The organism is Bradyrhizobium sp. UFLA05-153 (assembly GCF_054185185.1).
In genome coordinates, this window is record NZ_JBBIAM010000016.1 from 15,948 (window position 1) to 33,724 (window position 17,777).

Consider the following 17,777-nt stretch of genomic DNA (forward strand, 5'->3'; position numbering starts at 1 on the left):
ACACTTTAGTTATCCTTCGGATCATGTCGATTCCACCACAGTTGTGGTCCTTCACCGAACGGCACCAGCGCTTCTTTAAGTTCAAGGAGTGCCTGGCTGCTGGCGATCAATCGCCATGCAGAGGTCAGATCGTTCGCGCCCATATCATTCCCCGCTCCCAACTGAGGCAGATCGCGCGGGACGGACACATAGTTGCCGTTCCCACCTCTTTGCCTGCCATGGTCGTGTCCCGTGGCGTGGTGTAGCTGGGCGGGTGTCACCACGTTCGCCGGCATGAGCCGGATCGGTCAGCTGGCGATAGCCGGGAAGCTGACGGTGGGATCATCGCCCAAAGGCGCGATCGTTTCCAGCGTCATGTAACGTCCGCGCTGGACTGCCCACTCGTCGTTCTGTTCGAGCAGGATGGCGCCGACCAGGCGAAGGATGGCATCCTCGTTGGGGAAGATGCCGACCACTTCGGTGCGCCGCTTGATCTCGCCGTTGACGCGTTCGAGCGGATTGGTCGAGTGCAGCTTGGCCCGGTGCGCGGCCGGGAAGCTCATATAGGCCAGCACATCAGTCTCGGCCTCGTCGAGGAACACCGCGAGCTTTGGCAATTTGGGACGCAGCTGATCGGCGATGCGCCGCCATTGCGCGCGTGCCGCCTCGGCATCGTCCTGGGCAAACGCGGTGGCGATGAAGGCGGAGACGACGCGGCGGCCACTCTTGCCGGCATGCGCCAGAGCGTTGCGCATGAAGTGCACGCGGCAGCGCTGCCAGGTGGCGTTGAGCACCTTGGCGACAGTCGCCTTGATGCCTTCGTGGGCATCCGAGATCACCAGCTTCACGCCACGCAGGCCGCGGCGGGCGAGCTTGCGCAAGAACGCGGTCCAGAACGTCTCGGCCTCGGACGGGCCGATATCCATGCCGAGCACCTCACGCCGGCCGTCGCTGTTTGACACCCACCGCAATGATCACCGCGACTGAGACGATGCGCCCCTGCTGGCGCACCTTCACGTAGGTGGCATCGATCCACAAATACGGCCAGTCGCCCTCGATCGGGCGGTTGAGGAACGCCTTCACCTTGTCGTCGATCTCGCCGCACAGCCGCGACACCTGGCTCTTGGAGATGCCGCTCATGCCCATGGCCTGCACCAGATCGTCCACCGAGCGGGTCGAGACGCCCTGGACGTAGGCCTCCTGCACCACCGCCGTGAGCGCCTTCTCGGCCATCCGCCGCGGTTCGAGGAAGCCCGGGAAGTAGGAGCCCTTGCGCAGTTTGGGAATGCGCAGTTCGACCGTGCCGGCGCGGGTCTCCCAGCTTCGATCGCGATAACCGTTGCGTTGGACCAGGCGCTCCTGGTTCTTCTCGCCGTAAGCCGCCCCGGTCAGGCCCTCGACCTCGAGCTCCATCAGCCGATGGGCGGCAAAGCCGATCATCTCTCGCAAGAGATCGGCGTCAGGGGTCTTCTCTACGAGCGTGCGCAGGTTCATCATGTCGTCGGTCATCGGTGGTTCCTCGAATCAGGTTGGTGTCGCAACCCAAACCTTACCGACGAATCATCGGTGACCACCGCAAAGCCGCCCGCCCGCTACGGCGCTATTGGTGGGCGCGCGTGCGGACGGCTTTGCTCTACCGAGCTACACCACCTCCGGGGACACGACCCCTGCCATAATGAAGATGCAGCGGACCGGATTCGAGGCGAAAGAGATTGGCGTCAGCGAGTTCTCGACCATGAACTGCTTCTGTGCCGGTCACGATAAGGCTCTCTTTGCGCCAATTGAGGATGTGCCGCTCGTCTTCTCACCCGAGCAGCTCGCGCTACTGCACTATCGAGCAATTGCCGCTGAGTTCTATCAGCGCAATAGCCAGCTGGAGTCAGCAGAGTCCGAGCTGGATTACGAATCGAACGAACCACTGAACCCCAGATTTTCCTGGATTTCGATATGGAGCGAAAAGGCATTTGAGGAAGCGCACGACGCCTTAATCCGTACTGAGAAGATCATTGCGGCTAGACGCTTCAAGGACCTCCGCAGCCTCGTCATTCGCTTCGACACGCCCCCTGCCGTGATGGCTACCGGCGCATTCCGGCCGCAATACGATTTCGCCGCTCGACGGGTTCAGAACCTCGCGGAGGACTGTACTTACGTGGCAATGCACTTGCTTGCCGCCGACGGCGTGACAGTTCTTGCCTTCACTTGGTTGCGAGGTGATGTCGCCGCAAAGCGGTTCGTCCGCACTTTCGGCGCTCGGCCAAGGGAGCACATGGCTTCGCTTGCCGTCCAATGTGCCTTCGAACACGTCGAACACACCTGCATGTCCGATGTCTGGTGGAGCACACTGAAGCGCCCGATGCGGGCCGCACTTCTTGAACGCGTTAGGCGAGCGAACTCCTTGGCTTATCGCCGCTCGCCCAGATGCCTGTCATACCGCCTACACTATGCTGATTGGCCTGTCGCTGACATTCGTCAATCCAAGCAGGGTCGGGACAAGGTTTGATTGGACCGCCGTCTCGTCTGACCGGCGCCTGCAACAACCCGTCTTGCTAACTCTCGCCAACATCGTGCAGATCCCGTCCGCCGGCTGAAAGCGGCTGCGCCTACCTGTCTCGCGCAATTGGCGAGTTGCCTCCCGATTTTTCATCTCTGCCGTTCGAGGATGGTGGGTCATACAAGCCGTGGCGTGCCTGCGCCACCTATCCTGGCGCGATTGCGTTGCGCGACGGATCGTCACCGCTGAGACTACGCCCAACCGCATGCCGGCAACGACCGGCACCAGAACGTTTTTGTCTCCCGGACGGTCCTACCCTCGCGGCAAACCCAAACCTGGAGCATGCAATGCCCGCAAAACCTAAAGCCAAGAAGCCGAGCCATGAGGCCTTCGTCATCACTGGGGAAGGCGAGAGCGCGTTCTGGACAAAAATCGGTGCGGTCTGGCCGCACGACGACGGCAAGGGCTTCAACGTCGATCTGCTCGCCCTGCCCGTCAGAGGAAGGCTCGTCATCCGCGAGCGCAAGGAGGCGTTCACCTGCTGACGCAATTCGCACAATTGGCTCCCGTGTTCAGGGAGCGAGAAATCACACGCGTGGACTTAAGGAAACGGCCTCAGCGGCTCCGGGGGGATATGCTGAGGCCGCACCTACGCCTCCGCGGACAGGCCGGAGGCGAAGCCAGAATTCTCTTCTGTTCGCGCGAGCGTGGTTATCCAAGTCGGAGATTTTCGGCGGACGTTTTGCCAGAACGTCCGGCCCTTATCTCGTAGCTGATCTTTGCACCCTCTGCAACTCGGCGTAGCCGGCCTTTTCAACGGCACGAATGTGGACGATACATCGGGGCCGCCATCATCCGGCTCGATGAAAGCCGTACCCCTTGGTCGAGCTAAACCATTTCACCGTACCGATTGCCAGCACAGTAACTTCAAATTGAACCCGCAGGATTTTGGCCAGAGTACCTATTGAGCATCAAGACCATCTGCGTTCTGCGACATACATGCTGCTAGGCCGAGCGGACGTCGCGAATTCTCGATCGCCTCCCATGGCGTCGCCCTTGACTTGTCAATCGGCGTTGCGGCCCAGGCACCAAAGGTAGCCGTCCGTTGGCAAAAGCCGCATCGAGCGGAAGACACGAAGCCACAGCTCAATACTCCAATATCGATGCACCATGTTGATCCACCCGGTTGCAGGGCTTGCGCGCGCTTGAGGCCGTCGAGCGTCGTTTCGCCATCGGTAGAGGTTTTCAGAAACCCGGGGGCGACATGAGCGTGGACGCCAGTCTCCTGCTTGGGATGTTCTCGCAAACCTCATTCAGGATCGCTCGCTAAGCGACCGCATACGAAGGTTTGCGCAATGGACGGGCGGTAAGTCCGCTTGGTTGCGGCCGTGACAAAGATTTCTTTGCCACCTCTGATCAGCTCGATTCAGCTGAGGACGGTTTCGGTTGCATTGTGTCCATGCCGGACTGGCTGGTCCGCCAGGCCGGATCGGTGCTTGGCTCGCGCGAGTTCGTTCCCTAGCCGCATCAGGTTGTACTGCAGCCAAAGCCTTTGCTCCAGGTCGCGCTGACTACGCCGAAACAACGTCTCGGCATATCTGCCCATACGGAGTCGGTAGAAATGGTTGGCCATGTCCTGCTCCTATGGTGCTGCGCCGAATTGGTGTGGGCCCAACCGGCGCTTGTCCCTTATCGCCTCCAAAACAACGTGCGTAGTCCTGCAAGGTATGGCTTTATCGATATTGATTAACGCAATGATTCACCCATCGACGCACAAATTCGGCGCATGAACAGTCTTTTTGACGGATTCCACCACTCGATTGTTGGCTTCTGCTGCTAGCGAAGCCAACCACTTTGCCATCGCGAATGAAATGCTTCATACAGCCGCGCCAACGAGGCAAGAGAGTTCAAATCATGTTTCTCCTCAACTCGCACCCCGATCACCGCGCTCTCCTTGACGCTTCGGACGCCGACACGCTGAGCGTCGATGCCGCCCGCGAGGTCGAGCGTTTTCTCAGGGATCGCGATGGGCACAAGGAAACTCCTCTTATTTCTTTAGCGGGCCTTGCCCGTGAGATCGGAGTTGGCTCGATCCATCTAAAGGATGAAGGCGATCGCCTCGGCCTTGGTAGTTTCAAAGCGCTGGGCGGTTCTTATGCTGTGATCCGCCTAGTGATCGAGGAAGCAACCCGGCAACTCGGTCGCGACGTTGAGCTGTCCGATTTGCGCACATCTGAAGTCAGTCCGTCGCACGAGGCATGACGGTCTCTTGCGCCACTGACGGCAATCACGGCAGATCAGTTGCCTACGGCGCCCAGCTTGTTGGGGCGAAATGCGCCATTTTCGTTCATTCAGGCGTCAGCAAGGAGCGCATCGTCGCCATTGCTCGCTTTGGCGCGCAGATGATCCGCGTCGATGGCAACTATGACGATGCAGTTGCCGAGGTATCCCGCGTTGCGGCCCAAAACGGCTGGATCACGGTATCTGATACGTCTTGGCCTGGTTATGAGCGGATCCCAGGACTGGTGATGCAAGGATGCACCGCGCTACTGAGTGAGGCTCTGCGTCAATTGCGCGCCCCCCCGACTCATGTGTTCATTCAGGCCGGCGTGGGTGGGCTCGCCGGCGCGATGTCCGGACATTTCTCGGTCCTGTTCGGCAACGACCGCCCGTTCTTCACTGTTGTCGATCCCTCGCGAGCGGCGTGCCTCCTTGAAAGCGCGCGGGCCGGGCGTCCTGTGAAGGTCAATCACCTGCATTCCACCGTGATGGCAATGCTCGAATGCTACGAGCCCTCGCTTATCGCGTGGCGCATCCTTTCGCGCGCAGCGGACGCTTTTATGACGGTCGACGACGAGGACGCAATCAGCGTGATGAAGCGCCTGGCAAATCCGAGGGATGGCGATCCGGCAGTTGTTGCTGGCGAAAGCGGTGGTGTTGGTCTCGCAGGGTTACTGAAAGCTGCTTCTGAGCCGACCTTGCGTGCCAAGCTTGGTCTTGGACCGAATGCACGGGTTTTCCTGGTCAACACCGAAGGTGCGACTGATCCTTCCCTCTATGAAGAGCTGGTCGGCACGACGCCTTCTCACGTGACCGCGAAAAACGATAAGGCCGGCAAAAACATGTCAACGGATGCTGCGAGCTAGCCTTTTGGGATCTGAACACCTTCTTGAGCATTCAAGCTGGGCGATATTGATTGCGGCGAATGTGGCCGCTTTCTTCATCTCGAATCGTCCCAAGTTGTCTCTTTGCAGAGTGCACCACCTGTGCAAGCGGCTCGCAAAGACGTTGCCCAAGCCGTCAGGTCGGCTCAACGCATAAACTCCCCATCGATCAAACAGCAGACACTCTTAGAACGGCTCGACCAATAATCAAGATCTATTCGAATCGATTGCCGTGATCACAACGGACACCTCAATTCCAGGGATGTCGCGGCGGACGTACTCCGTTCAGCACGTAGTTCCCGATATGAAAGTACTTCCAGCGCACTGGGTCGTGCAGCGTGTGCGTACGCGCATTGCGCCAATGACGATCAAGGTTGTACTGTGCAAGCGTCGATCGCGTTCCGCCAAGCTCGTGCAGTTTGTTCGCTGCCAAAATCGCGATCTCCGTCGTCGTCACCTTGGCGATTGCAACGGCGATTGATGCCTCGTCGACCGTTTTATCGTTTGGCTCCGCGACGGCAAAATCCAAGGCGTGCCCCGCTCGCTCGAGCAGGGCTTCAGCCGCATGCAGTTTGATGCTGAGATCTCCAATTTGGGCGATAGTGAACTGGTCCTCATAACCATGGTTCTGACCGCTATCGATCCATGGCCGTACATATTGGCGCACGAAAGCAACCGTGTCGGCAAGAGCGCCTTTGGCGATGCCCGCGTCGATCGCGGCGTGGACGAGCTGGGCAAACGGTCCGTTCGCAGTCGGGGCGTCATATACCGCGTGCGCCGGCAATACTGCCAATTCGGATACCCGAAGATTGCGTATAACGACGCTGCCGCTGGCAGTCGTCCTCTGGCCGAAGCTGGACCAATCATCAATGACGCTCAATCCGTCCGCATCGCGAGGCGCGATCGCGATATGCGCTCTTCCGTTGTCGTCAGTTGCTGCAATGGCGATATAATGAGCAAAGAGCGCCCCGGTCGCATAGAACTTCTGACCATTGATCAGAAAGCTATCTCCATCCGGGGTTATCGTCGTCTCGAAAATGCCGGTATGCTTGCTTTTGGCTTCGGAGACCGCATTGCCAAAGCGATGGCCTTGCAGGACCTTACCAAACCAGAAGCGCTTCTGATCGTCCGAGCCGGTCAGTCGCAACAGGTCCAGGACTCTCAGATGACTTTGTGGAATTTGCCCAAGTGAGGGATCGGCGGCCGAGATGATCTTGACCACTTCTGCGACCGTCGCGAAGGAGACGCCGGCTCCGCCATAAGCCTTCGGTACGGTGATGCCCCAAAGACCGCTTGACGAAAAGCGATCAAGCTCGGCTGCCGGCAGACGCCGTTCGCGATCGCGCGCTGGCGCATCGATTGCAAGTTCGGCGGCCATTTTGTGCGCGATGTCGATGGCCTCCGCGTCAGAACTGAGGACCTGCGCCTTTGGTACGACGTTGAACTCCGATCCAGCCTCGGGTCGGCCAGCACGTTCAATTATTGTGGTCATGAAAAACTCCGAAAGGCCTGGCGGCCGCCCCGGCTGGCTGGCACCATGAGGTGCCGTTCGCTACCTTGAGCCTAATCGCCGCATCTTTCGCGGCATAGACTTGTTTCCGATACGGCGTTCGAACTACTCTCCACCTTCGTAGAAGAGCTCAAGCGGCAAGCCCACCAGAGATTTGCCGATCCAGTCCCGAGCGATGATGTTCGATGGGCCCATTGCGATGGCGGCACGAGCGTCGCGGAAGGAACGTTCAATCGGCCCCCGGTGATAGCCGTAACCTCCGGTGACTGTTAGCGCAGCGGCTGCGACCTTGTTTGCGACCTCGGCCGCATGCACCTTGAACTCGGTCAGCGGGATCAGGATTTCGCTCTGCGGCTTGTCGGCGCGCCAGAGTTCGTCCAGCCTTGCTGCAAGCTCGAGGCGCCAGGGCCGCAACGATTCGACGAGCACCTTGGCCGCACCGAGCTCCTGCCGGACCGCCTGATAATCCGCAACTCTCTTGTTCCGATCCTTGTGTACGAAACTTGCGGTGTGCTTGACGGCCGCATTCAACACGCCCCGGGCGAGACCTTCCCAGACGGCCCCGAGCCCGATCAGATAGACGGGCGAGACACCGTTGTAGATGATTTCCTTCCCCTGCCCTTCAGCGCCGAGCCGGTCCCGCTGCGGTACCCGCACGCTCGTGTAATGGATTGGCCCCGAGTGATTGGCGCGCACGCCGAGAGCGTTCCAAGGTTTTGATTCGATTCCGGCAGATTTGCCGTCCACGATGAAGAAGACAATGTCGGTCTGGTCCTTGGCACCCGGCGTACGTGTCTGCACCACATAGAAGTCGGCCTGACCGGAGCTCGTTGTGAATGATTTCTTGGCATCAAGCAGATAGTTGTCGCCATCGCGCGATGCCTCCGACAGATTATACCACCAGTGCCCGCCGGTGGCGCGCTCGCTAGTCGAATATGTACCCAGCAAGGCACCGTTGTTCGCCTTGAGCCAGCGCTCCTTCTGGTCGTCGCTACCATATAGATTGATGGTCTGAGCCGCACCGACATGCATGACGTAGACAAGGCCCGTCGATGCATCAACTTGGCCAATACGATAGGCGGCTTCGGCAAAATCGACATGGGCAAGGCCAAGGCCGCCAAACCGGGTTTCGTTCAGGACGCCGGTCCAGCCGGCTTCCGCCAACGCTGTCAAATTCTCTCTCGGAAAGCGGCTTTCGAGATCATTGCGATCGGCATTGATCCTTACGGTCGCATCGATGGCAGCATCCAGCCGGGAATAGGGGTGTTGGCTGAAGTTGTGTGCCAGTTTGGCTGAAGCCATTCTCAGTCTCTCCTTTTTTCTTGCGAATTCAAGCAACGGCGTGCGTCAGCACTTTCTGTGTGGAGTCGGTTGGGGGTGAGCCGCCGAGGTAAAGCGCTTTGATCTCGTCGCGATTGCGCAAGGCGACCGATGTACCGGAAAGGACGCTATGGCCGTTCTCGAGGACGACCGCGTGGTCGGAAAAGCGTAGCGCGACCGTCGAATTTTGTTCAGCTACCAGGATGGAGAGGCCCTGCTCTCTGTTAAGCTGCTTCAGCGCTCGGAAGATGCTCTCAACGACAAGCGGGGCGAGCCCCATCGACGGTTCGTCAAGCACCAACAACTTCGGCCGCGACATCAGTGCGCGGCCAATCGCAGTCATCTGCTGCTCGCCGCCCGACGTTAGTCCCGAGATGGACCTGCGATGATGCTTCAGCCGTGGGAAAAGCTCGTAGATCTCCTCCAGGCCAGCGCGGATCAGGCCAGACTTGGCGTCTCGGCCAATAGCGCCCGTAACAAGATTCTCTTCCACTGTCAGCGAGCGGAAGCAATGCCGGCCCTCAAGCACGGGAACGATCCCGGAGCGAACCAATTTGGCGGGCGACGCCGACACGATGTCGCGACCGTCAAAATTGATCCGTCCGGCGGTCACCTGGCCGCGCCGCGCCGGCAGGAGCCCTGAGATCGTCTGAAGCGTCGTGGACTTGCCAGCACCGTTGGCACCCAGCACGGCGACAATCTCGCCCCGCCGGACCGCGAATGACACCTCGTTCACGGCCCGGACGGCATGATTGTAGGTCGCCGCCACCCCCTCGAGCGAAAGCAGAATGTCACTCATGCCCGGATCCATCCTTCCTCATGCGAGACCTTTCGGGAGCTGACGCTTTCCGAAAGATAGCGCGCAACCCTTGCACTACTGGCTCACCGGATCATCACCGGAGGTACGGGTCTTGATGCCATGCTCCTTGGCATAGGCCGTCGACGACTTCTCGATGATCGGCCGGAGGAACGCCCAATCAGGCGCGATCCAATCCGAGACGACCTTCCACTTGCTCCCGTCCCATTGCTGAAACGTGACACGGCCGTCGCCCTCGTGATTGTCCCAGGTGACGTTGATCGAGTGGAATAGCCCTTTTGCGCCCAGCGCCTCGACCCGCGCAGGATCAAGCTGGAGGTGCTCAAAGCCCCAGCGAACCTCGTCGCCGGACAGGGTGCGCTTGCCGAACTTGGCCTGCGCGATCCGGACAGCTTCGACATTGAGGATACCGTTTACAATCCCGAGATTGTGATAGACGCTACCGATCCGCTTCTTGTCGTCGAGATTGCCCTTGTTCGCGCCGTAAACGGTCTTGATCACCTCCTGCAGCACCGGATATTCGGCGCCGGACGCCTGGGTCGTAATCGCGATATAGCCCTTAGCCGCCTCTCCTGCCGGAATGACGTCTTCCTCGGAATTGGACCAGACATTGCCGACGATGTGGTCCGCTGGGAAGCCGACCTTTTGTGCAGTCTTCAAGGCTACCGGATTCATCACGCCCCAGCCGCGCAGGACCACATAGTCCGGCTTTGCCCGGCGGATCGATAGCCACTGCGATTGCTGCTCATTGCCGGGATGCGGGACCTCGATCTGCTCAAGGTCAAAGCCGTACTTGTCCGCGAGCAGGTTATAGATCGGGATCGTCTCCTTGCCGTAGGGCGAGCCATGATAGAGCACGACGATCTTCTTGCCTGTGAGCTTGTCCGGGCCCCCCTCTCTCGAGGCGATGTAGTTTACAATTCCAGAGGTCTCGCTGTAGGGATTGAGCAGCAGCGGAAAGACGTAAGGAAACACCCGGCCATCGGTCGAATCGGTACGACCATGGTTGATCGTGATCAGCGGCACTCTATCCTTTGTGATGCGGTCGATCATGGCATAGGCGATCCCGACCGACAGCGGATTCCAGGCAGCGATGCCGGGACGATTCTTCAGCCGCTCATAGACCTCTACGCCACGCTCGACCTCGTACTGGGTCTCGCCTTCATCCCAGGTCAATTTTACGCCATTGACGCCGCCATCGCGGACATTGATCAGATTGAGGTAATCGATAAATCCGCCGAAAAAGCCCGTGCCGCCGGCGGCATAAGGACCGACGCGATAGCTTTGCAATGGAAAGAACTGTTCGTCGGCATGGGCCGCCAGTGTACCGGCAAGGCCGGCGACGAGTACCGCCCCCAGAGTCATTTTCAAGCGTCTCAGCATGCTCATTGCGAGCTCCTTTGAGTTGTTAAGAGATCAAGTCGGCGCTGCCGTGCGCCGTGCAGACCGAAGGGTAGACCAGGTGCGATCCCACAAGGCGATCAGACCGCGTGGTTCGGCGATGACGAATACGATGATGAGCGCACCGATCAGGATACGTTGGCTCATCTCCAGGACGCCGGAATCAAACACGCTGCCGAGGAGGGCCGCGCCGACGCGTGACAGCAGAAGCGGGAAGACGACGATGAAGGCCGCCCCGATGAAGGAGCCGCGCAGCGAGCCGAGACCGCCGATGATGATCATGAACAGGATCTGAAATGAGCGGTCGAGATTGAAGCCGGCCGGCTCGACAGTGCGCAAATACGCAAAGGCCCAGAGAACGCCGGCAACGCCGATGAGGAAAGACGAGATGCCAAAGGCGAGCAGCTTGGTTCGAAGCAGCGGCACGCCGATCACTTTAGCCGCGATCTCATGGTCGCGCACTGCGATGAAGTTGCGGCCCGACTGGGATCGTAGCAATCGCAGTGTCAGCAAGGTCGACATAACGACGATCGTTAGCGAAAAAACATACCGCTCGGCAGCGTTCGTGAACGAAATGCCCGCAATGCTCAGAACGGGTGCATCGATCACACCGGACGGATTGTCGTTAGAGAACCAGCCGAATTTGTTGAGCGCCCATTGTACGAAGAATTGTGCGGCGAGCGTCGATACCGCCAGATAGAACCCTCGCAACCGTAGGCTGGGCAATCCGAACACGATCCCAACGGCAGCCGCGATGCCGCCTGCCAGCACCAGATCAACCAGCAGCGGCAAGCTCGGGATGCGAAGATGAAGGTTGTAGGCCGCATACGCGCCGACCGCGAGAAAGGCGGCCGAGCCGAGCGAGACCTGTCCAGTGTATCCGGTGAGAACATTGAGCCCCACGGCGGCCAGCGCCAGCGCCAGGAACGGCGTCAGCACCGCATCGGGCAGATAATCCGATCCGACGAACGGAACAACGCCGTAGGCGAGTGCGACGATGATCCCGCCCCACAGGATCTCGGCCGACGGACAGCTCGATTTGCTGAAGGGAATCGCCACTGCCTATGCCCTCTCCACGAACTTCTGTCCGAACAGGCCAGATGGCCGGATCAAGAGCAGCGCAAGTGCCGCGACATAGGCGACCCAGGTCTCGATGCCGCCTCCAAAGGAGGGCCCGACATAGACTTCGGACAATTTCTCGATTGCCCCAACCAGAAGCCCGCCGACGATCGCGCCTAAGATGGAATCGAAACCGCCGAGCACCAGCACCGGCAGTGCCTTCAACACGACGAGCGAGAGCGAGAACTGCACACCAAGCCGCGCGCCCCACAATAGCCCACCGACCAGGGCGACGATCCCGGCCACTGTCCAAACTGCGGCCCAAACACGCGGCAGCCGCAGGCCGATTGCAAGCGCTGCAAACTGATCGTCGGCGACCGCACGGAACGACAGTCCGGTGCGGGTGTAGCGGAAGAACAGCGAAAACACCGCCACTAAGCTGCCTGCAACCGCGGCCGCGAACAGATCGAACCCGCTGATCAGCACGCCGGCGACTTCGAATGGGGTATCACTGATCCCGATGTCAAGCCCATGGACTTGCGTACCCCAGAGGAGCTGTGCGGCGCCTTCGATCACATAGGAGAGCCCGAGCGTCGCCATGAACAATGTGATCGGAGGCTGGTTGACGAGCGGCCGCAGCACCGTGCGCTCAACGGCGATGCCCAGTGCGATCATGATGGCCAGTGTTGCCAAGAGCGCCGCGGGAAACGGCGCCCCACGCTCGACCAGGCTGACAAAGGTCAGCGCAGCGAAAAGCAGCATCGCGCCTTGGGCGAAGTTGAGTACGCCGGAGGTCTTGTAGATCAGCACAAAGCCGATCGCGACCAGGGAGTACATCACTCCTGACAGGAGGCCTCCGATCAGCACCTCAATGAAGAACTGATAGTCGAACATCAAATCACAAGCTCCGCATACTTCTCGTGGTCGACGCCGAGATAGGCATCGATCACGGCAGGATCAGCTCGGACTTCCTCAGGCGTGCCGTCGGCTATCTTCCGCCCGTGGTCGAGCACGGCCACGCGATCCGACAGCCCCATGACGAGGCCGATGTCATGCTCGATCAGGACAACCGTGGCGCCGAAGTTGTCGCGGGCGTTGCGCACGTGGTGCGACAACTCCTGCTTTTCGGTCATGGTCACACCAGCGAATGGCTCGTCCAAGAGCAGGACCCTTGGCCGGCCCACCAGCGCCCGCGCAAGCTCGACGCGCTTCTGCACGCCATAAGGCAGCGTTCCGGCAATACGGTCCTGAACGTGGTCAAGATGCAGGAAGCCGATGATCTCCTTTGCCGCCGAACGGTTCTCCGCCTCGATGCGCCGCGCCAGCGGCGAGCCGACGATCTGCCGCAGAAAGCCGGGCCGAAAGCGGTGCGCAAGCCCCATGAGCACATTGTCGAAGACCGAAAGTCCCTTGAACAGGGCGAGATTCTGAAATGTCCGCGCCACGCCATGGGCGGCGAGCTTCGACGTCGGCACATCACGGAACGAATGCTCGCCGAACCATACTTCGCCTTGACCAGGCCGGTAGAGCCCGCTGACAACGTTGAGCAGTGTGCTCTTGCCGGCCCCGTTCGGCCCAATGACAGCCCGGATTTCACCCCGCGCGACCTGTAAATTAACATCGCGCAGTGCTACGACACCGCCGAAGCTCAGCGAGATGTTCGTAAGTCCGAGAACCGGACGTGCGAGCGTAACAGGCTCTGCGCGGCTCACAATCGCCTCGCCGCGCTTTCGCCTCGCGTGACCGACATGTTTGTCGGAAGAACCATCCTCCAGACAAAGCGCAGCCCCTCCTGTCGCAATCCCCGCCACTTGGCCCCCTCCCCCAACAAACTCGATTATTCGGCAGCCTGCGCCTGCACGGGCGCGCTTGCCTCGAGCTTTCGAACGAGCGGGATCACATGCTTGCCGAAATATTCGACCTCTTCCTGGAAATGGAGGAAACCGAGCAGGATGAGATCGGCACCAGCGCCCTTGAGCTCGATAATGCGTTCGGCGACCTGTTGCGGGGTTCCGATCAAATTCGAGCGGAAGCCATCATTGTATTGAACGAGGTCCTGGAAGGTGGATTTGGCCCAATTGCCCTCGCGCTCGGGGCTGGCATTGCCTGCATTCTGGACCTCGTGGTGGAATCCACGAACCGCATCGGGGATCGCCTTATCGATGATCTCCTGCAAGACCCCCTTAGCTTCGTCTTCTGTTTGCCGGACGATACCGAAGGCATTGATTCCGATCTTGGTGCGCCAGCTCTTGCCAAAAGCCTTTTCTTTGGTCCTGATGTCGTCGACCTGGGCCTTCAGACCGTCCGGCGTATTGCCATTGGTGAAGTACCAGTCGGACACACGGGCAGCCATGTCGCGGGCTGCCCGCGAGGAGCCGCCCTGAAAGATCTCTGGCAGCGGATCGAGCGGCTTTGGCTTGAGCGAATAGTCGTTGAACCGATAGAAGTCGCCCTTGAGGGTGAAATTCTCCTCGGTCCAGATCCCGCGCAGCGCGTTGATGAACTCCTCCGAGCGGCGGTAACGCTCGTCATGGTCCAGCCAAGGCTCGCCGATTGCATGGAATTCGCCGCGGAACCAGCCCGAGACGATGTTGACCGCAACGCGTGCATTGGTGAGTTGGTTGATCGTCGCAATCTGCTTTGCGGCCAGCGCCGGATTCCAAGGCCCGGGAAGGAGAGCGGCGATCACCTTGAGTTTTTCGGTCGCGGCAAGGAGCGCGTGAGAGAAGCTGACGGACTCGTGCTGCTTGTCGGCGCCATAACCTGCAGTGAATCTGATCTGACTTAAAGCATAGTCGAAGCCAGACTTCTCGGCGATCTGGGCAAGCTTGCGATTGTAATCGATATCCCAGCTGGTGCGCTGTTCGATCGAAGAAATCACGAGGCCACCGGATACGTTTGGCACCCAGTAAGCGAATTTGATCGGATTGTTGCTCACAGTCATCCTGTTTTTCCCTCAAGAATTAAGCTTTGCGTGAAGAAGAGCGACGATCTCAGGCAGGCAGCATCGCGCCGTCGCACCCGTCGAGACCGGCGCGGCTCACGTGCTGTTCGTCGTCGTTTAAGCTATTGATTCAGAAGCGCTACAGTCGTCTCGGACACGGTCCGAGCATGTGCATTTCAGCCGCACCAACACACGTTCGCACAAAAGCATCGACAAGCCGTGGGTTTGGTCAAATCACTCACCCCGTCGACGTTGTTGTTGCGCATCATGAGCGTCCCTGGCTGGCACCGTTGCATGATCTATCGTCTCAAAGAATTCTCGACGGCGCGAGTCGAAGACGAACTATTTTTCCTGCACTTAAGATAATCAATTTTTGTAATTTTTCATCAGACGCGATTTCTATTGCGCGAATGAGAACGATCACTGAATGAATGCGTACAAACTTGTCGCAAAGCTCACGATCCTCAGCCGACGTCGGTCTTATTCGCCGAAAGGTTTTCAGCTGTTTTTCAACAGTCAGGCTCAGTCTTTCTTATCGTCCCATAAACTCTTCTAAAATCCTCGCCATGCCGCCCCTCGAGGCAACGCACTCACCCGTTACGATCACGAGTGCTTTCGATTTCGTCTGCACGCTGGAACGGTCTTTTTTGCTGGCTGCCGAGATCCGCCTACTGCTCAACAACCCAAACACTGAAGTCACAAGGAGCATTCAAATAGTGTGACTAGCTGTCGCAAACAACAGAGACCTCTGGGAGCGCGACGAGGCGCGCGATGCCTTCGTACCGGCGTGGCTGGACGTCAACTGATGCCATGTCCCATGATGACAGGCGGACGCCTCGCGACTTCGCACCTTGAGACCTTCATGCCCACAGAACGCTTTTTCATGGGTGATCGCCATCGAACACTGTGGGAGGATAGCGGACGAACGATGTCCGTCGCCGACTGCGAGCGAGCCATGCTCCTGCGGACCACGGAGGGGTCTAGCGCGGTCGTTTGCTTTTGGAGCCGCCAAGCGCCGCGCGTTGGGATCAACGAGGTTGAACCTACAGTTCGGAGGCAAAGAATTCGGAGGCTGGCGTCGGAAATGCCATCACGAAGGCGGGACTTCGGACACATCGACAAGGTCGTTCATGAGGTTCAGAGCGATGAACCGGATGCCGCTCACAGCGACGCCACGCATCGGATTTGATTCCACTGAAGGCGGCCTTTTTCGGCGCTTCGATCGCTCCAATGAGTCCAAAACATCCCGCGTCTTTGCACCTAATACGATGCGTTCCGCTAAATTTTGGCTCATGCGGTCTCCCAAAAAACCCAGCATCGGCGCTCTTGTCCATGACCGGCGCAAGCGCCTCAATGCTAGCCAAACGCATCGGCACCACCCGAATTTGCGCTATAAATGGTCCAGTTGGGCCGATGTGGCCCATTAATGGATCAGCAATGTCGAAGAAAGCGAGACCTTATTCTCGCTACGCGAAGGAGGCCGCGGTTCTTTTAGGTCAGCTCATCCGTAAGGCGCGCATCGACCGGAAGATGACGGCCGAAGAACTCGCTGACCGCGCGGGCCTTTCGCGTGGACTCCTGCGGCGAATCGAGAACGGAGATCTCGGCTGCACGCTGGGCGCCGTCTTCGAAGCCGCCGCTATCGTTGGCGTGCCGCTGTTTGCTGCCGATGAACGCGCCCTGACCAGCGCTCTCGCATCGAATACAGCCGTCATGACGCTGATACCGAAAGCCGTCCACACACCGCGCGTGAAACCCGATGACAACTTCTGACAAGAAGCCGATTGAAGCCTATGTGTGGGTGTGGCTGCCCGGTGAGACGGCGCCGGTCGTAGCCGGCCGCTTGTTCGGCTCGGGCAATCAGTTCCTCTTCAACTACGGGCAAAGCTATCTCGCGCGCAACAACGCGATTGCACTCTACGATCCGGAATTGTCTTTACGCCGCGGCACGATTCCGCTGACGCCGGGGCTGATGATGCCGAATTGCATCCGCGACGCCGCCCCTGATGCGTGGGGACGCCGCGTCATCATCAATCGCAAATTCGGGAAGAGCGACAAGGAGATTAATGCAGCGGAGATCGACGAACTTACCTATCTGCTCGAATCAGGCTCGGACCGCATTGGAGCCCTCGATTTTCAGTCCTCCCCCGAAAAGTACGTCCCGCGGGAAGCCTCAGCGGCCTCGCTCGAAGAGCTTCAGGCCGCAACGGCAATCGTCGAAAAGGGAGAGCCGCTGACGCAGGACCTCGATCGCGCGCTCATACATGGAAGCTCGATCGGTGGCGCCCGGCCCAAGACAGTGATCACCTCAGATAGCACGAAGTACATCGCCAAGTTCTCCTCGCAGAACGACCTTTACAATGTCGTGAAAGCCGAGTTCGTAGCCATGCGACTGGCCACCAAAGCGGGGCTTGCCGCGGCTTCCGTCAGCCTTGAGCGCGCCGCTGGCAAAGATGTGCTGCTGATCGAACGCTTTGATCGGCAACAGGCCAATGGCGGATGGGAGCGCCGCGCCATGGTGTCAGCACTGACCCTGCTTGGGCTCGACGAAATGATGGGGCGCTACGCAAGCTATGAAGATCTTGCCACCATCATCCGCCACCGGTTCACTTCGCCCAAGGAGACGCTACGTGAGTTGTACGGCCGGATGGTGTTCAACATCCTTTGCGGCAACACGGACGATTATGCCCGCAATCACGCGGCGTTCTGGAACGGAAAAGATCTTATGCTGACGCCTGCCTACGACGTCTGTCCACAAATCAGGACGGTCGGAGAAACAACGCAGGCGATGCTTATTGTTGGCAATCACCGCACGAGCCAAATTTCCGTTTGCCTTGAAGCGGCTCCCTTGTTTCTGCTCAACAAGAATGATGCCGTCGAACTGATCGCTCGCCAAATCAAGACAATCAAGAGATCCTGGAACGAGGTATGCGAAGCCGCATTGCTTACGGAGGTCGACCTCAATTTCCTCTGGGGACGCCAATTCCTTAATGCGTTCGCGTTCGTCAATGCTCCAGCGGTTCTCGCCGAACTTTCCAACTGAAGCCCGTCTGCATCGCCGAGGGCGCGACAGCATCCCATGCGCGCGCCGG

At 59.2% G+C, this 17,777-nt stretch carries 14 protein-coding genes and 3 pseudogenes; 5 read left to right on the forward strand and 12 right to left on the reverse strand.

Annotated features, from left to right (window positions below; all coding sequences use genetic code 11):
* Positions 1–5: 5 nt before the first annotated feature.
* Complete coding sequence (locus Q2941_RS12125; protein WP_458192612.1) at positions 6–143, reverse strand: hypothetical protein; 138 nt, start codon at positions 141–143, stop codon at positions 6–8.
* Between the two features lie 144 nt (positions 144–287).
* A pseudogene (locus Q2941_RS12130) lies at positions 288–1,488 on the reverse strand (IS256 family transposase).
* A 97-nt stretch (positions 1,489–1,585) separates the two neighbouring features.
* Between Q2941_RS12130 and Q2941_RS12135 the strand changes: the two are divergent.
* Both Q2941_RS12135 and Q2941_RS12140 read left to right on the forward strand, forming a co-directional pair.
* Positions 1,586–2,479, forward strand: coding sequence for a hypothetical protein (locus Q2941_RS12135; protein ID WP_458192613.1), 894 nt, complete (start codon positions 1,586–1,588; stop codon positions 2,477–2,479).
* 338 nt (positions 2,480–2,817) lie between these two features.
* Positions 2,818–3,015 (forward strand): hypothetical protein, encoded by a 198-nt coding sequence (locus Q2941_RS12140; protein WP_458192614.1) that lies wholly within the window; start codon positions 2,818–2,820, stop codon positions 3,013–3,015.
* Between the two features lie 166 nt (positions 3,016–3,181).
* Here the strand turns inward: Q2941_RS12140 and Q2941_RS12145 are convergent.
* Together Q2941_RS12145 and Q2941_RS12150 are read right to left on the reverse strand one after the other, a co-directional pair.
* Positions 3,182–3,387 (reverse strand): annotated as a pseudogene (locus Q2941_RS12145) (cold-shock protein).
* Between the two features lie 509 nt (positions 3,388–3,896).
* Positions 3,897–4,103, reverse strand: coding sequence for a hypothetical protein (locus Q2941_RS12150; RefSeq protein ID WP_458192615.1), 207 nt, complete (start codon positions 4,101–4,103; stop codon positions 3,897–3,899).
* 281 nt (positions 4,104–4,384) lie between these two features.
* On the opposite strand from Q2941_RS12150, the pseudogene Q2941_RS12155 reads away from it, so the two are divergent.
* A pseudogene (locus Q2941_RS12155) lies at positions 4,385–5,616 on the forward strand (diaminopropionate ammonia-lyase).
* A gap of 268 nt (positions 5,617–5,884) precedes the next feature.
* Here the strand turns inward: Q2941_RS12155 and Q2941_RS12160 are convergent.
* The 8 genes from Q2941_RS12160 to sfnG all read right to left on the reverse strand — a co-directional run bounded on the left by Q2941_RS12160 (position 5,885) and on the right by sfnG (position 14,685).
* A complete protein-coding gene (locus Q2941_RS12160) occupies positions 5,885–7,126 on the reverse strand; it encodes an SfnB family sulfur acquisition oxidoreductase (protein ID WP_458192616.1) in 1,242 nt (413 codons plus the stop codon).
* 123 nt (positions 7,127–7,249) lie between these two features.
* Positions 7,250–8,446 carry an acyl-CoA dehydrogenase family protein gene (locus Q2941_RS12165; RefSeq protein ID WP_458192682.1) on the reverse strand — a complete coding sequence of 399 codons (1,197 nt, stop codon included), beginning with the start codon at positions 8,444–8,446 and terminating at the stop codon, positions 7,250–7,252.
* 28 nt (positions 8,447–8,474) lie between these two features.
* The gene (locus Q2941_RS12170; RefSeq protein WP_458192617.1) at positions 8,475–9,263 is read right to left on the reverse strand and encodes an ABC transporter ATP-binding protein; all 789 of its coding nucleotides are present in this window, start codon (positions 9,261–9,263) and stop codon (positions 8,475–8,477) included.
* Between the two features lie 75 nt (positions 9,264–9,338).
* Complete coding sequence (locus Q2941_RS12175) at positions 9,339–10,670, reverse strand: ABC transporter substrate-binding protein (protein WP_458192618.1); 1,332 nt, start codon at positions 10,668–10,670, stop codon at positions 9,339–9,341.
* 27 nt (positions 10,671–10,697) lie between these two features.
* Positions 10,698–11,699, reverse strand: coding sequence for a branched-chain amino acid ABC transporter permease (locus Q2941_RS12180; protein WP_458192683.1), 1,002 nt, complete (start codon positions 11,697–11,699; stop codon positions 10,698–10,700).
* 45 nt (positions 11,700–11,744) lie between these two features.
* On the reverse strand, positions 11,745–12,635 hold the full coding sequence (locus tag Q2941_RS12185; protein WP_458192619.1) for a branched-chain amino acid ABC transporter permease: 891 nt from the start codon (positions 12,633–12,635) through the stop codon (positions 11,745–11,747).
* The gene (locus Q2941_RS12190) at positions 12,635–13,453 is read right to left on the reverse strand and encodes an ABC transporter ATP-binding protein (RefSeq protein WP_458192620.1); all 819 of its coding nucleotides are present in this window, start codon (positions 13,451–13,453) and stop codon (positions 12,635–12,637) included. The genes Q2941_RS12185 and Q2941_RS12190 overlap by 1 nt, the downstream gene beginning before the upstream one ends.
* A 125-nt stretch (positions 13,454–13,578) precedes the next feature.
* Positions 13,579–14,685, reverse strand: coding sequence for a dimethylsulfone monooxygenase SfnG (gene sfnG, locus Q2941_RS12195; RefSeq protein ID WP_458192621.1), 1,107 nt, complete (start codon positions 14,683–14,685; stop codon positions 13,579–13,581).
* A gap of 1,437 nt (positions 14,686–16,122) precedes the next feature.
* Here sfnG and Q2941_RS12200 point away from each other — a divergent pair.
* On the forward strand, positions 16,123–16,458 hold the full coding sequence (locus Q2941_RS12200) for a helix-turn-helix transcriptional regulator (RefSeq protein WP_458192622.1): 336 nt from the start codon (positions 16,123–16,125) through the stop codon (positions 16,456–16,458).
* Positions 16,445–17,728, forward strand: coding sequence for a type II toxin-antitoxin system HipA family toxin (locus Q2941_RS12205; RefSeq protein ID WP_458192623.1), 1,284 nt, complete (start codon positions 16,445–16,447; stop codon positions 17,726–17,728). The genes Q2941_RS12200 and Q2941_RS12205 overlap by 14 nt, the downstream gene beginning before the upstream one ends.
* Positions 17,729–17,777 lie beyond the last annotated feature (49 nt).